The sequence below is a fragment of the Bradyrhizobium sp. LTSP857 genome (assembly GCF_000938285.1).
Classification (GTDB): Bacteria; Pseudomonadota; Alphaproteobacteria; order Rhizobiales; family Xanthobacteraceae; genus Bradyrhizobium.
Window position 1 is genome coordinate 39,494 of record NZ_JYMS01000049.1, and the last position, 13,963, is coordinate 53,456.

The window sequence follows — 13,963 nt, forward strand, 5'->3', positions numbered from 1 at the left end:
GCTCTCCGCAGTCGTCCTGGCGAAAGCCAGGACCCATTACCCCAAGGAGAAGTTGTCGCGCGAAGCTGCCAACCACGAATCTTCGCAAAACTACAGTCGGTGGTTATGGGTCCTGGCTTTCGCCAGGACGACGATGCGGGAACAGCGAGGCTAGCCCGCCAGATACCGCTCGTAACTCCCCGTCACCGGTTCGCTGCTATCGACTTCCGGATCGAGCGTGTAGAGATCCTGCGCGCGGCCGATGCCGCGCAGCGCGTAGCGGCCGGTTGAGACGAGATAGCGGCGACCGGCGGCGTCGAGGCCCTTGTAGAACTCGGCCGATGCCAGCAGCTCACGGTCAACCGAGCGGCTCATCGAGGCGATGCGGCTGACCTCATTGACGGTCGGGCCGACCACGGTGAAGTCGAGCCGGTCCTCGCTGCCGATATTTCCGTAAAAGACCTCGCCGACATGCAGGCCGATATAGGCCGACGTGATCGGCCGCCCATCGGTCGTCCGGCGCGCGTTCAGCTCGGCAACGTTCTTGCGGGACAGGTGCTCAGCGCGCAACGCGGCGCGGCGCGCGTGCGCCATGTCCTCGCCGGTGAACATCGCCAGCACGCCGTCGCCGATCAGTTTCAGCACGTCGCCGCCGGCGTCGTGGATCGCGTCGATCACGGCCTGCGCATAGTCGTTGAGGAACGGGATGATCTCGTCGGGGCCGATGCTCTCGCTGATCCCGGTCGAGCCGCGCAAATCCGAGTACCACAGCACGGCGTTGATGCGCTCGGTGACGCCACGCGAGATGCGGCCGCCCAAAACCTGTTCGGAGGCGCCGCGGCCGAGATAGACGCGGCCCAGCGTGCGCGCGATGTCGACCTGCTGCGCCGACTTGATCGCCAGCCCCAGCACAGGCACGAGGTCGCGCAGTGCGACGAGCTCCGGCTCGGAAAACCCGCTGTCGCGGCGCGTGGTCCAGCAGGAGTAGAGGCAGTCCATCAGTCCGAGCGCACCGTTCTCGCCGAAGCGATGCACGAAGGCGAGATAGTGGCGGTGGCCCTTTTCGGCGAGTTCGCCGATCTGCGAGAAATCCATCGAGGGCGCGTCGGCAAGATCGATCACCATCTCGTCCTGGCCGTGCTCGAGCAGGTGGAAGAACACCGAGCGGCGCCAACTCTTGGCCGCGTCGCCTTCGGCGGTCGAGCGGTATTCGAACAAATCGCTCTCGTTGCTGGGACGGTCGCTCCAGCGGAAGCCGCGGCCTTCGTAGATCGGGTGCAGCGTGTCGATGACGACCAGCCCGCGCGAGAGTTCCAGCCCCTCGGCGCGGCAGCGCTCGCAGAAGCCGCGGAGCAGCTCGTTTTCGGGAAGGCCCGTGAGCCCCTGGCCGGTCAGCCAGTTCATCAGCGCGAGGCGCGAGGTCAATTGCATACGCCATTATGGCGTGCATTCGTGACGAGCGAAAGGCCGCGCGCGGTCGTTGCGCAACCAAGGCTCCCGCTCGCAGCAGATCGAATATGTCGCGGACGCTGTTGACGCGCGCGCGCTGCGGGCCGCAAATGCAACCGATGACACCGCCGACCAGAAACACTGGGATATGAGCCAGCGCCAGCTTCCAATCATCCTGGCGCTCGGCACCACGCAGACCCTGGCCTGGGCCTCCAGCTATTATCTGCCGGCCCTGCTCGCCGATCCGATGGCGCGCGATCTCGGCGTCTCCTCCAACTGGATCTTTGGCGCCTTCTCGGCCTCGCTCGTGATCTCCGCGCTGCTCGGCCCGCGGATCGGACGGCAGATCGATCTCGTCGGCGGCCGGCAGGTGCTGTCGGCCTCGAGCCTGACGATTGCTGCCGGCCTCGTGCTGCTCGGCATCTCGCAATCGGTGACGGTGATGGCGATCGCCTGGCTCGTGCTCGGCCTCGGCATGGCGATGGGCCTCTACGATGCCGCCTTCGCAGCGCTTGGCCGCATCTACGGCGCCGAGGCGCGCGGCTCGATCACCGGCATTACGCTGATGGCGGGCTTTGCCTCGACCGTCGGCTGGCCGCTCACCGCCTGGGGGCTCGCCCATATCGGCTGGCGCGACACCTGTTTCGCCTGGGCCGCCGCCAACATCCTGATCGGCCTGCCCCTCAACTTCTTCATGCTGCCGGCGATCAAGGGCGCGAAGGAGGCGGCGGCGACGGCAGACAAGCCGCATTTGCCGCTCGACCGCACCATGATCCTGCTCGCCTTCGTCTTTGCCGCGGTCTGGACCGTCACCGGCGCGATGGCCGTGCATTTCCCGCGCATCCTGGAAACAATGGGCGCGACGCATGTCGAGGCGATCGCGGCCGGCGCGCTGATCGGCCCGGCGCAAGTGGTCGCGCGCATTCTTGAAGCGGGCTTTCTGAGCCGCTTCCATCCGCTGTGGTCGACGCGCCTCGCCTGCCTCACCCACCCGCTCGGCGCGGCAGTCGTCGCCATCTTCGGCGCGCCTGCCGCGAGCGCCTTCGCGCTGCTGCACGGCTCCGGCAATGGCATTTTGACGATCGCGCGCGGAACGTTGCCGCTGTCGATCTTTGGCCCAAAGGATTTCGGCTACCGCCTCGGAATCATCGGCGCGCCGGCGCGGATGGCGCAAGCGGTGGCGCCGCTGGCGTTCGGCCTGCTGATCGACGTCATGGGGGCGAAGGTGCTGATGGTCTCGTCCGCGCTCAGCCTCTCGGCGCTGGCCGCCCTGTTCTTGATCCGCGCCGAGCAGCGGTCGGATTGACCGCGCGGCAGCTTTCGCGCACAAGCGAACCATGAGCGAAGACACAAGCCCGCCCCGCACGTTCAAAGGCCTCCTGCGCTGGGCGATGACGCCGCCGCAGGCCTGGGGCGTCTATCTCCTCGCCATCATGCTGGTGTGGCTGCTCTCGTTCTATGCTGGCACGCTGAAGCCGAAGAAGACGCCGGAGGGCGGCCCGCCGCCGGTCACCGCACCGAAAAGCTAGGCCGCCTTCGTTTCGCTGGTCGCGATCCAGATGCCAGCGAACACTGCAACCAACCCGATCAGAAGATTTGGCGTGATCGGCTCGCCGATCAGCAACGCCGCCAGCAAGGTGGCCGCGATCGGATTGACCGTCATGGTATTGGCGACCCGGGTCGGCGTCGCGCGCGCCAGCGCCATGACCCAGAGGATGAAGGCGAGCGCGCCGCCGCCGACGCCGAGATAGATACCGGCGATCCACTGCGCCGTCGTGAAATGATCGAGCGCCGCAAAGCTGCCCTTCAATAGACCCACCAGCACCAGCATGCCTGCACCCGCACCCATACCGACCGTGAGAAAGCCGAGGGGGCTCGAGCGCTGCATCAGCGAACGCGACAGCACGTTGTAGAACGCCATGCAGAACACCGCGCCGGCCATGATGAGCTCGCCGCGCCATGCGCCGGGCGGGCTCTGCGCCAGGCCCGCCGCCAGCGCTGCCGCCACGCCGAGCATGGCTATGCCGACGCCAATAATCTTGCGCGTCGTCAGCCGCTCGACGCCGAGCAGCGCGCCGACCACCATGGTGTGGAGCGGCAACGTCGCCAGCGCGAGACTGGCGCGCGCGGCGGTCGTGTAAGACACCGCGATGTTGTAGAGGATAAAAAACAGCCCGAAGAAGCAGATGCCGAGCAGCATCACGGCCGGCCAGTCGGACCGCTGCGGCCAGCGCACGCGGAGCAGCAGTGCGCAAGGCAACAGACAGAGGAAACCGATCCCCCAGCGCAGGATCGCAAGCAGCACAGGATCGGCGCCGCCGACGAGATAGCGCGTGATCGCCGCGGCGGTGCCGCCGAGGCTGCTCGATGCCAGCGCGATCGCAACCCCGATCCACTCCCCCACAATCGTCTCCTGTCGCGGAGCCTGTTGCGGGCGCCTAGCACGCTCCTGCTGCCACCGTAGTGGCAACAGGGGCGTCTCGGAAAGCTAGTCGTAAAACTCCGGCGACATCTTCTGGCTGTCGCGCTGGGCCTTGTCGTGGTTGATCCAGAGCTGCCCCTTCGCCTTGTCGAGCGTGTCGGCGATCTTCTGCATCGAGGCCGCGCTCTGCTCCTTGTTGGCGTTCATGCTGGGGACGCGGCGGTTGTCCCAGTTGTCCTTGAAATGAACGGCATCGCCGGACAGCACGACCGCGCCGGTCTTCGGCAATTTCACCAGCAGTGATTGATGCCCCGGCGTGTGGCCGGGCGTCGACAGGATGGTCAGGCTGCCGTCGCCGAACACATCCTTGTCGCCCGACAGCAGCTCGACGGGATGCGAGGGCTTGAAGCGCGGCTCGTTGTTGGCGCCGGGCCAGTCGTATTCGGTCTTCTGCACGTAGAGGGTCGCCTGCGGGAACATCTCGACATTGCCGATATGATCGGGATGCGTATGCGAAACGCCCATCGTCTTGATGTCGGAGGGCTTGACGCCAATCTGCTCGAGCTGCGCCGCGAGCGTCTTCGGCCGGCGCCAGGTGACCGCCTTGGGGTCGGCGGGCGGAAGACCGTTCGGCATCGCAGCCACGGAATCGGCGATGCCGGTGTCCCACAGGAACCAGCCCTGTGTGTGCTTGATGAGGTAGCAGGTATCGACGAAGTCCATCGTCTTGCCCTCGTTCAGGCCCGGGGTCCAGCGCGAGATGTCTCCGGCGGTGCCCTCCCCGCAGTTCAGCACGTAGAGCTTTTCAACGCCGGTCTTCTCCGACTGTGCCACGGCGGCATGGCCGGACAGAGCGAGCACGGCGACAGCGAGAGCGAGCTTGATTCTGGGCATCATTCTTGGTCTCTCCTTGGCAAGCAATTGGGTAAGCTGCGACCGAGGATCAACCCCGGCCGCGCCGTAGAATTCCGCATCCGCCGATCACGTCAGTGCGGGCAGGTCTCGACCTCGACCGTGACGTGGCTGAGCCCCTTCAACCCGGCGAGGCGCTTCTTGTAGACGGCCGGCTGTTTCGGCTGGTCCGACACCACTGAGACCAGCACGGCGCAATGGCCGGGCCCGACCTGCCAGAGATGCAAATCGGTGACGCGGTCGTCACCGACCTCCATGCGCATGCGAATGGCGCGTTCCAGTTTCTCGTCGGCACGCACGTCGAGCAGCACCGCGCCCGAGCTCTTGACGAGACCAAACGCCCAGCTCGCGATCACAGCGCTGCCAATCAGGCCGACGGCCGGATCGGCCCAGACCCATCCCGAATACATCGCGACAAGCAGCGCGCCGATTGCCAGCACAGAGGTTGCGGCATCGGCCATGACGTGGACGTAAGCCGCGCGAAGATTGTTGTCGTGGTGATGGTGGTGATGATCATGGTCGTGATCGTCGTGATCATGATGCGCATGGCCGTGATCATGGCCATGGTGATGATCATGGCTGTCGCGCAGCAACCACGCGCTGGCGAGATTGACGCAGAGCCCGAGCGCAGCCACGGCGACGGCCTCGCCATAAACGATCGGCACCGGCGTGAACAGCCGCAGCACGCTCTCATAGGCGATCTCGACCGCGATCAATCCTAGAATGATCGCGCTGGAGAAAGCGGCAAGGTCGCCGAACTTTCCGGTTCCGAAGGTGAAATGCGCGTTCCCCAGATGCCGGCGCGCGAAGCGGTAGGCGAACGCGGCAATCCCGAGCGCCGCCGCATGCGTACCCATGTGCCAGCCGTCGGCGAGCAGCGCCATCGAGCCGAACAGCGAGCCGGCGACGATCTCGCCCACCATCATGACCAGCGTCAGGACCACGACCAGCCAGGTGCGCCGTTCGTTCTCGTCGTGCTTGTCGCCGAGAAAGGCGTGGTCGTGGGTCCATTGTTCGATGGAATGGGAATGCATCGAAATATCTCCGAAAGGTCCGGTCCGTTGACCCGCAATATAGACCTGCGGGGCCGCTGGGCAAAATCAATGAAACGAGCCGATTGACAGCCCGGCGCGATTTCGTGGTAATGAGGCTTATGGGGATTTGAGCGATCTCCCCACGAGGCGACATGCCCAAGTATCGCGTCCCGTTTGTTCTTACGAGGGCGCATCATGTCTTCCTACACAACGATATCGTCTGACAAATTGGCACGACTGATCGGCACGGCGAACGCCCCTGCCCTGATCGACGTGCGCACCGACCAGGATTTTGCCGCCGACCGGCGGCTGATTCCCGGCTCCATCAAGCTCAGCCATGACAATGTTCCGGACTGGGGCGGCGAGTTCGCCGGCCGTTCCGCGATCGTCTCCTGCCTGCGCGGCGCAAAGCTCGCGCAGGGTACCGCGGCCTGGCTCCGCCAGCTCGGCGTACAGGCCGAGACGCTGGAAGGCGGATTCGAAGGCTGGAGGGACGCAAAGCTGCCGCTGGTCGATGCTGCAAAACTGCCGCCGCGCGACGCCAAAGGCCGCACCGTCTGGGTGACGCGGGCGCGACCCAAGGTCGACCGCATCGCCTGCCCCTGGCTGATCCGCCGCTTCGTCGATCCCAACGCGGTGTTCCTGTTCGTCGCGCCCTCTGAAGTGGTCGCCGTCGGCGAACGCTTCAATGCAGCACCCTTCGACATCGAGAACGTGTTCTGGAGCCACCGCGGCGAGCTCTGCACCTTCGACGTGATGGTTGAGGAGTTCGGGATCGCCACGCCGTCCCTGCTCCGGCTGGCCACGCTGGTGCGCGGCGCCGACACCGCGCGGCCCGACCTCGCACCGGAGGCGCCCGGTCTGCTCGCGGCCTCGCTCGGGCTGTCGCGGATGTATGACGACGACCTCGAACAGCTCGAGGCCGGCATGCTGCTCTACGACGCCTTCTACCGCTGGTGCCGCGATGCCACCACCGAGACCCACAACTGGCCGACCAACAAGGTGAAGGCGTAATGGATACGCGCACTGCCCAAGGAGAAGCTGATGCCGGTCACGGCATCAGCTTCAGCGAAGCCTTCCGCGTCTGGCTCCGCGTCGCCTGCCTGAGTTTTGGCGGGCCCGCGGGCCAGATCGCGGTGATGCACCGCATCCTGGTCGAGGAGAAGAACTGGATCTCCGAAGGCCGTTTTCTGCATGCGTTGAATTATTGCATGCTGCTGCCGGGACCGGAGGCGCAACAGCTCGCGACCTATATCGGCTGGCTGATGCACCGCACCGCCGGCGGGCTGATGGCCGGCGGCCTGTTCATCCTGCCCGGCATCATCGCCATCATGGGATTGAGCTATGTCTATGCCGCCTTCGGCAATGTCAGTTTTGTCGAGGCGCTGTTCTTCGGGCTGAAGGCGGCCGTGCTCACCATCGTCCTCGAAGCCGTGGTGCGCGTCGGCAAGCGCGCGCTGAAGAACCGCATCATGATCGCTCTGGCTGCGATCGCCTTTGTCGCGATCTTCTTCTTCGCGGTCCCCTTCCCGATCATCATCATCGCCGCCGGCGTGATCGGTTATGTCGGCGCCAAACAGGGCCGTCCGGAATTTGCCCCGGCCGGTCACGGCCCTGGCGGCAGCAGCGCCGTGATCGACAGCATGCTCGGCGACGCCGTGCCCGATCACGTCCGTCCCGACACCGCACGCACGATCCGCGTCGGCGCGCTGTGGCTTGCGCTCTGGCTCGTTCCGGTGATCGTGCTGCTCCTCGCCCTCGGGCAGGCCAGCGTCTTCAGCCAGATCGCGCTGTTCTTCTCAAAGATGGCGTTGGTCACCTTCGGCGGCGCTTATGCCGTGCTGGCCTATGTCGCGCAGCAGGCGGTCGAGCACTATCATTGGTTGAAGCCGCACGAGATGCTCGACGGCCTCGGCATGGCCGAGACCACGCCGGGCCCGCTGATCATGGTGCTTCAGTTCGTGGGCTTCATGGCGGCCTATCGCGACGCGAGCGGCCTGTCGCCGATGCTCGCGGCCACGCTCGGTGGATTGCTCGCGACCTGGGTCACGTTCACGCCCTGCTTCCTCTGGATCTTCGTCGGCGGCCCCTATGTCGAACGGCTGCGCGGCAACACCGGGCTTGCCGGTGCGCTGAGTGCGATCACCGCCGCCGTCGTCGGCGTGATCCTCAACCTCTCGATCTGGTTCGCGCTGCACACGCTGTTCCGCGAGACCGCGCCGGTGCACGCATTTCCACTGAACTTCGATAGGCCGGTGCTGACCAGCGTCGACGTGCCGGCGCTCGTGCTGTCGATCGCGGCGGCGACCGCGATCTTCCGTTTCAAGCTTGGTATGATCACGGTGCTTGCGGGCAGTTGCGCGGCGGGCGTGGCGCTGCGACTGGTGGGGGTGATCTAGACGTCCTGGGCCGACGGAAGCCGCGAGAAGCGGAAATTGCAGTGGCTCGCGCCGCCAGCCAGTGTCTGCGTCCTTTCGAGGTGAATGCCGCTCGCTGCATAGGCGTCGAAATCAAGCCCACAAATGTTCGGCAGGATCTCCTTGTCGCCATGACGAGCCGCGAATTTGCAAAAGCCGCAAGCCTTGTAGTCGATGCCGAATTCGAAGTTGTCACCCGGGCCCGGCTCGACGAAATCGTAGACGAAATCTTCCGAAAACTCGTTCTGATGGCTTCTTGCAGCTTGTTCGCGCAGCAAGGTCTGGTTTTCTGACGACATGAATTGACGGCCCGAGGCGAGGCGTTCCGCTTCTGATACGGTGAGTAATTGCGCCTTGTAGGTTTCCCGCTCGATGTCGCCGATCACGGACAGCGGCACGCCGTGTCGCCGGAGCACGCGGCTGATGGCCATGAAGCCGATGAGACGCATGAAGAAATCGCTCATGCGACTTGCCGCGCCTCCGACATAGGGCATCTGGGTGAGCACGATTTCGAATTCGTCCATCACCTCCTGCCTGATCCCGTCAATATCGGTGAGATGCGCGCGCTCGCGTAAGATCGCCTCGGCAAGGTCGAGGCGATGGCGCATGGCGGCCTCCATTGCAGCGCGATGGGTCTCGTAAAAGGGATGGATGGACTTAGCCATTGGACACCTGGCACAGTTGGCCCATTGCAAGGTCGGCGAGAGCCGGGTTCATTCCGCAGCAATCGCCTCGATCTCCATCGAATCCTTCAGGCACCGCGCCGTCGGATGCCTCGGGTACCTGGCCGCTGATGAACAGCAGGCGGCGATACTGACCGAGTTCAACTCCCAAGCTGTAGCCACCGGCGGGGGCATGGACCGCTGCGGGATTGTGGTTGAGGATGTGAGCCACGTCAGTTTGCCTCCTGCTCGACGAATTCCAGCGCCAGACCATGCGTGGCGACGGGTGGGATCAGCAGCACGCCGCCGGTCATCGCGAAGCTGACGCCGTTGCTTTCCAATGCCCGCCTCGTCGCATCGAGATCGGCGACCAAAAAACGCGCAGCGGAAAAGCGCGGCGCGGAGCTGTTCGCCAGGCCCGGCAACCGGCGCGCCAGTTCGGAGGGGCCGAGCAATGTGATCCGGTTGTCGCTGTCGCCGACCGTCAGGCGGTCAGGTGCAAGCTCGGCCGGGCCTTCCATGAGGCGCTCGAGGAAATCGCGGTGTGCCGCTGGCTCCGGCGTCGACATCACGACCTCGATCACACGAAGGACGCCGTTGGCGTGTCGCTGATAATCCGGCTTCCAAAACAGTTCCGGGGGGTGACGCTGCTGGCAGGTGAAGAACGCGATCCCGGGCATGGCGGGATCGGTGGCGAAAGCCAGGGAGAATGCAACGCGTGCCGTGCCTCCATCAGGCAGCACCGCGTCGCGGCCGAAATCGAACGGTGCGTAGGCGCCGATGCGATCGGCCCTGAAGCGTGCCGCATCGGCGTGGGCGTCGGTGCTGTGCAAGACCAGCATCGACATGCCTTCGGCCCGCGTCAGAAACTCCCGGTTGTGGGCCGCGAAGCTGAAATGGCCCGGTGTCGCTGCGGGCACCAACGCCTCATCAGTGACGGCCAGCAGCTCCACGAAATTGTCGGCGAATTGCGCAAGGCGGTTGCTGGTTCCAAACGGATGCACACCGGTCGGCGTGAGGTTGAAGCCCAGTCTACGCCAATCCAGCGCAGCTCGTTCGAGATCGTGGACGCAAATGACGAGATGGTCCAGTCGGCGGGGCATGGGGTTCTCCGGATTGCGGGCTGACCGTATCCGGCAACATCGCCGCGGCGCAAAGCATGATTCCTGCGGTTCAGCGCAAGAAAATCTATTGCAAGGCCACCGGTGATCGGTGTCAAACTTGCCGTGCGATGACCTACACCCTTCCGCCACTCAACGCGCTCCGTGCCTTCGAAGCCGCTGCGCGGCATCTCAGTTTCAAGCTGGCCGCGCACGAGCTGCACGTGACGCCCGCCGCCGTGGGCCAGCAGGTGAAAGCGCTGGAGGCGCGTCTCGGCGTACCCCTGTTCGAACGGCTGCATAAGCAGCTCATCCTGACCGCGGCAGGCCAGGCCTATCTGCCCGGGATATCCGATGGTTTTCGTCGCATTGCGGATGCAACCTTGCAATTGAAACCGGCTGGTGCGGTGCTGCTGCAATTGGGGGTCCATGGCAGCTTCGACCTGCGTCGCCTCGAATTGGCGGAGTTTCGCAGCGCGCATGGGGACATCGGTTTGCGGGTGCTTCACCCCGCCGGCTTGCACGAATTGGTCGAGGGCAAGGTCGACCTGCTGATCACCCGCGGTCTCGGCCACCATCCGGGCTATCGCTGCGACCGGGTCAATGAGGGATCGAGCCCCGGTGATTGGCTGATTGCGCCTGAAGGCACCGCGGATTGTCCCGAGATCGTCAGCTTCCGCGAATGGCTGCGCGCCCTGCCGGCCGAGAAGGCGCTCGCCCACCGCCGTCCTCGCCTGGTCGGCAGCGTCGGGAGTTGAGCCGACCGTGAGAAGCGTGGGTTTAACGCGGTGGAACTACCGCATCATCATCCGCGCGATCGCTTCCCCAATCACCACAGTCGTGAAGTGAGTGTTGGCCCGGCAATCCGACGGCATGATCGAGGCGTCGGCGACGCGCAGCCCGCTGATGCCTTTCACACTGCCGTCGGGATTGACCACGCCGTCGGCGTCGTTGACGCCGGTCATGCGGCAGCTGCCGGCGGCATGCTGGATGTCGCCGGTTTCGCGGCGCAGCAGCGCGTCGAGCTCGTGATCCGGCAGGGCTGCGGCCTGCGGCAGCGTGAGATCGGTGTCGGTCAGCCTGATCCAGTCGGCAATGCCGGCCAGCGCCGGCTGCGAAGTGATCACGGCCAGCCGTTTCACCGCATCCTTCATGCGCAGCATGTCGCGGGGATCGGCCAGCATGTTCTCCTCGACAACGGGATCGATCGCGGGATCGGTCGCGGCCAATTTGAGCGTCCCACGAGAATATGCGTTGAACAGCCCGGCGCCGATCGCCCCGGGCACGCCGATGCCGCGATGGTTGAAGGCGATCAAGATCATGTCGCGCTTGCCGCCGTCGGCGAGGCCGGAGGAATAGGTCACGCAGCAATTGGTGTGGCGGGTGTCCGGATCGGTGGGCCGGAGATTTTCGTGGAGCCCGATCGTTGCGCGAAACAGCGGGTGATCGAAGAAGTGCCGGCCGACCGGCAGGTCGCGCTCAACCGCAATTCCCATCGCCTTCAGCTCATCGGCGGGCCCAGCGCCCGACCGCAGCAGGATCGCGGGACTATGGATAGCGCCGGCGCAAAGCACGATCTGGCGCGCGCTGATCTCGCTGGTGCCCTGGCCCTCGATGTGAACGCGGACGCCGGTCGCCCGGCCGTCGCTGATCAGCACGCGGTCGACGAGCGTTTTGCCCCGAATCTCCAGATTGGCGCGACCGCGCGCAGGCTCGAGATAGCCCTCGTTGGTCGTGATGCGGCGGCTGTCGCGGCTGTTGATGGGATAGCAGGCGACACCCTCTCCGTCCGGACCGTTGACATCCGCGCACCAGGGATAGCCGCTCGCCAGCGCCGCATCGCGCAAGCCGCGATCGATCGGCCCCCATTTCTCCGGCGGAGCACGGTACACCGGCAATGGTCCGCCGCGGCCGTGGCCTTCAGTCTCGCCGAATTCCAGATCATCCTCGATCACCGAGAACAGCGGCATCACGTCCTTGGCCGACCAGCCAGTGCAACCATTGGCGGCCCATTCGTCGAACGCGTCCGCAACGCCGCGGATGGCGATCTGGCCGTTCATCATCGATGAGCCACCGAGCCCCTTGCCGCGCCAATAGAAGCGCGGCTCCTGCTCCGCCACCCGGCGCGTCAGAAGATGCGGCCACTGCCATTTCTCCTGATACTCGCGCTTGTGAATGATCGGGATGGGGTTCGGCGTCATCACCTCCCAGGGCGCCTCGTCGGCGCGCCAGTCGAGACCCGCCTCGAGCAGCAGAATGCGCCTTGCCGGATCCTCGGAGAGCCTTGCCGCAACAGCGGCGCCGGCCGAGCCGCCGCCGACAACAATGACATCGTACATCGCGTTACTTCTCAACGTTCCAGAACACCGGGATGGCGGACGGTATCAGACCGCGCAGACTGGCGCGATAGACGGCCGGCTGGGCGAACTGGCCCCATGGAATCGCCGGCGCTTGATCGTACATGACGCTTTGGATCTCACCGGCAATCTTCTTGCGATCCGCTTCGGCTGGCGCCTTGGCGAAGGCCTCCATCAACGGCGTGATGCGCGCATCGCACTGCCAGCCGGTGAAGTCGGCGCAATTGAAGGCGACCATGACGTTGGTCAGCGGCGAACCCAGATCGAAGCCGCCGGCATGAACGCCATAGACGCTCCAGCCCTCTTTCTTGGCGCGACGCGCCAGCACGCTCGCCCAGTCCATCACTTGGAGGTCGACGTTGAATCCGGCCGCCTTCAGCCGCTCGGCCAGCACCTGCGCGGAAACGCGCGGCGCTTCGAGATCGTTGGCCTCCATCACGACGACGGGTTCGCCGGCATATTTCGTCGCCTTCAGCGCCGCCTTCGCCGCTTCGATCGACGGATTGGCCGCAGCTTCGATGTCAGCCTTGCTCTCATAGGTGGTGCCGCAGGTAAAGAACGTCGCGCAAGGCGTGGCGTATTTGGCATCGAGGCCGAGCGCATCCAGCACTTCGCGCTGATCGACCAGCTTCCACAGCACGCGCCGGATCGCGGGATCGTCGAACGGCTTCGACGCCGCATTGAGGCGATAGGCGCCCGCAAACATGTTGCCGCCGGTAAAGTTCACGAGCTTGACGCGCGCGTTCTTCTCTAGCTGCGGCAACAGATCGAACGGCGCATATTGCATGAAGTCGATTTCGCCGGCCTGCAACGCGGAGGCGGCGGTCGAAGCGTCCGGAATGACGCGGATCTCGAGCGTGTCGACGTTGACGCGCTTGCCGCCGGCGAGGAAATCGGCCGGCTCCGGGCGCGGCACATAGTCGGCGAATTTCTTCAGGATCATGCGATCGCCGGTGCGGTGATCGGCCTTGCTGTAGACGAACGGGCCGGAGCCGACGATCTCGGTGATGCGCTGGTCGCCGGGCGTTTTCGCGATGCGCTCAGGCATCATGAAGGCGACCGGACTGACAGGGTTGCCGAGCGCGTCGATGACAAGGCCGGACGGCTCTTTCAACGTCAGCACGAACGTCTTGGCATCCGTCGGCTCCAGCGACGCCGTGATGGCGAAGATGCGACGGCCGAGCGCGCTGCGGGTGCCCCAGCGGCGCAGCGACGCGACGCAATCGGCCGCGGTGACCGGCTGGCCGTCATGCCACTTCAAGCCGTCGCGCAGCGTGAAGCTGTAGGTCAAGCCATCGGCTGAGACCTTCCAGTCCTGCACCATCTGCGGCTTGACGTCGCCCTTGGAATCCTTCGCGAACAGGGTGTCGAACACCATGTAGCCGAAGGTGCGCGAAATATAGGCCGTGGAGAAATGCGGATCGAGAGTGACGATCTCCGCTTCAAGCACCGCGACGAGATTGCCGGCCGCATGCGCGGGCGTCAGCGCCGCCGCCAGCGCGAGGGCGAACAGCGCCGGAATGAAAGCCTTCAGTTTGGACATTGGTGCCTTTTTGCTTTTTTCGGAGCTCGTTTGCGCTCTGGAAGAATTAGAACGATGCGCGGAAACACCTGGGTTTCCAGCGGTTTTA

At 65.0% G+C, this 13,963-nt stretch carries 14 protein-coding genes; 5 read left to right on the top strand and 9 right to left on the bottom strand.

All coding sequences use genetic code 11. The features are described 5' to 3' along the window. Window positions 1–150: 150 nt before the first annotated feature. Window positions 151–1,410 (bottom strand): adenylate/guanylate cyclase domain-containing protein, encoded by a 1,260-nt coding sequence (locus UP06_RS33465; protein ID WP_045007979.1) that lies wholly within the window; start codon window positions 1,408–1,410, stop codon window positions 151–153. Between the two features lie 166 nt (window positions 1,411–1,576). Between UP06_RS33465 and UP06_RS33470 the strand changes: the two genes are divergently transcribed. Beyond that, window positions 1,577–2,734 (top strand): MFS transporter, encoded by a 1,158-nt coding sequence (locus UP06_RS33470; RefSeq protein WP_045008753.1) that lies wholly within the window; start codon window positions 1,577–1,579, stop codon window positions 2,732–2,734. Between the two features lie 31 nt (window positions 2,735–2,765). Beyond that, the gene (locus tag UP06_RS33475; RefSeq protein WP_045007980.1) at window positions 2,766–2,957 is read left to right on the top strand and encodes a hypothetical protein; all 192 of its coding nucleotides are present in this window, start codon (window positions 2,766–2,768) and stop codon (window positions 2,955–2,957) included. Here the strand turns inward: UP06_RS33475 and UP06_RS33480 are convergent. The 3 genes from UP06_RS33480 to dmeF all read right to left on the bottom strand — a co-directional run bounded on the left by UP06_RS33480 (window position 2,954) and on the right by dmeF (window position 5,796). Continuing rightward, entirely contained in the window at window positions 2,954–3,832 is an 879-nt protein-coding gene (locus tag UP06_RS33480) for a DMT family transporter (protein ID WP_045007981.1), read from the bottom strand. The genes UP06_RS33475 and UP06_RS33480 overlap by 4 nt on opposite strands. Window positions 3,833–3,916: 84 nt before the next feature. Beyond that, window positions 3,917–4,747: an N-acyl homoserine lactonase family protein gene (locus tag UP06_RS33485; protein ID WP_045007982.1), complete on the bottom strand. Its 831-nt coding sequence runs from the start codon at window positions 4,745–4,747 to the stop codon at window positions 3,917–3,919. 89 nt (window positions 4,748–4,836) lie between these two features. Further along, complete coding sequence (dmeF, locus tag UP06_RS33490; protein ID WP_045007983.1) at window positions 4,837–5,796, bottom strand: CDF family Co(II)/Ni(II) efflux transporter DmeF; 960 nt, start codon at window positions 5,794–5,796, stop codon at window positions 4,837–4,839. Between the two features lie 195 nt (window positions 5,797–5,991). Here dmeF and UP06_RS33495 point away from each other — a divergent pair, with 195 nt between their 5' ends. Beyond that, entirely contained in the window at window positions 5,992–6,810 is an 819-nt protein-coding gene (locus UP06_RS33495; protein ID WP_045007984.1) for a chromate resistance protein ChrB domain-containing protein, read from the top strand. Then, window positions 6,810–8,195, top strand: a complete 1,386-nt coding sequence (gene chrA / locus UP06_RS33500) for a chromate efflux transporter (RefSeq protein WP_045007985.1) — start codon at window positions 6,810–6,812, stop codon at window positions 8,193–8,195. Before UP06_RS33495 ends, chrA begins: the two co-directional genes overlap by 1 nt. Here chrA and UP06_RS33505 read toward each other — a convergent pair. Genes UP06_RS33505 through UP06_RS33515 form a run of 3 tightly spaced genes read right to left on the bottom strand, consistent with a single transcriptional unit; the run spans window position 8,192 to window position 9,978 of the window. Then, a complete protein-coding gene (locus UP06_RS33505) occupies window positions 8,192–8,878 on the bottom strand; it encodes an L-2-amino-thiazoline-4-carboxylic acid hydrolase (RefSeq protein ID WP_045007986.1) in 687 nt (228 codons plus the stop codon). The genes chrA and UP06_RS33505 overlap by 4 nt on opposite strands. Then, window positions 8,871–9,107 carry a hypothetical protein gene (locus UP06_RS42310; RefSeq protein WP_245305617.1) on the bottom strand — a complete coding sequence of 79 codons (237 nt, stop codon included), beginning with the start codon at window positions 9,105–9,107 and terminating at the stop codon, window positions 8,871–8,873. Before UP06_RS42310 ends, UP06_RS33505 begins: the two co-directional genes overlap by 8 nt. Before the next feature lies 1 nt (window position 9,108). After that, window positions 9,109–9,978: a VOC family protein gene (locus tag UP06_RS33515; RefSeq protein WP_045007987.1), complete on the bottom strand. Its 870-nt coding sequence runs from the start codon at window positions 9,976–9,978 to the stop codon at window positions 9,109–9,111. Window positions 9,979–10,106: 128 nt separating this feature from the next. On the opposite strand from UP06_RS33515, the gene UP06_RS33520 reads away from it, so the two are divergent. Continuing rightward, entirely contained in the window at window positions 10,107–10,733 is a 627-nt protein-coding gene (locus UP06_RS33520) for a LysR family transcriptional regulator (RefSeq protein ID WP_045008755.1), read from the top strand. Window positions 10,734–10,769: 36 nt separating this feature from the next. On the opposite strand, the gene UP06_RS33525 is transcribed toward UP06_RS33520, so the two are convergent. Further along, on the bottom strand, window positions 10,770–12,314 hold the full coding sequence (locus tag UP06_RS33525; protein WP_045007988.1) for a GMC family oxidoreductase: 1,545 nt from the start codon (window positions 12,312–12,314) through the stop codon (window positions 10,770–10,772). 4 nt (window positions 12,315–12,318) lie between these two features. Continuing rightward, window positions 12,319–13,875 (bottom strand): ABC transporter substrate-binding protein, encoded by a 1,557-nt coding sequence (locus tag UP06_RS33530; protein ID WP_045007989.1) that lies wholly within the window; start codon window positions 13,873–13,875, stop codon window positions 12,319–12,321. Window positions 13,876–13,963 lie beyond the last annotated feature (88 nt).